The 641-nt window shown below is 38.7% G+C and carries 1 protein-coding gene; it reads left to right on the top strand.

Translation table 11 applies throughout. The annotated features are described in order from the left end of the window. Positions 1–37 precede the first annotated feature (37 nt). Positions 38–641: transposase zinc-binding domain-containing protein (locus Q1A47_RS20565; RefSeq protein WP_299632755.1), on the top strand; the 604-nt coding region annotated here is incomplete at its 3' end.

Here is a 641-nt window from a genome sequence, read left to right as displayed (position 1 = left end):
CTTACTGTGGTATTTTAAGTATATGGAAAAAAACATCTTGAAACGAATCTTTTTTGATAAACATCAACATTGGGAAGCATTTAAGAAGAAACATGGAGAGCGAATTCGTCCAATTGTCATTAAAGAGGTGGAAAAATTTCGTGACTGTGGAGATCCCAAAAATGGATTCAAACTCTATGTTTGTGAAGGATGCCATGACGTTCGACATGTCCCTTTTCGATGTAAAGGACGTTTTTGTACAACGTGTTCTGTAGGAGAAAGTGAAGAATGGAGTCGCGTCCTTACAGAAGATATAGTACAAGTGAACCATCGGCATGTAATCTTTACGATAGATGAAAAATTACGGGCTATATTTCTATGGCATCGAGAGCTTTTGAAACCCCTTATGGATGAAGCTGCGAAGCTAATCACGGGTTATTTTCGAAAGAAGGCAAAAGTGAAACCGGGGATAATTGCCGGATTACATACATTTGGGTCAAGAGTGAATTTCAATCCCCATGTTCATATGTTAGTGACAATGGGAGGAGTTACGAAAAAAGGAGAATGGAAAGCGTACGACTATATACCGTTTACGATGCTTCGAAAGCAATGGCAGACGGTGGTGTTAAAATTCATTCGTAACCACTTGTCAAATAAGGAAA

Source organism: uncultured Virgibacillus sp. (genome assembly GCF_947495635.1).
GTDB classification, from domain to species: Bacteria; Bacillota; Bacilli; order Bacillales; family Amphibacillaceae; genus Virgibacillus; species Virgibacillus salarius.
Note: the sequence above shows the minus strand (reverse complement) of the source record. Positions and strands in the feature narration are given on the sequence as shown.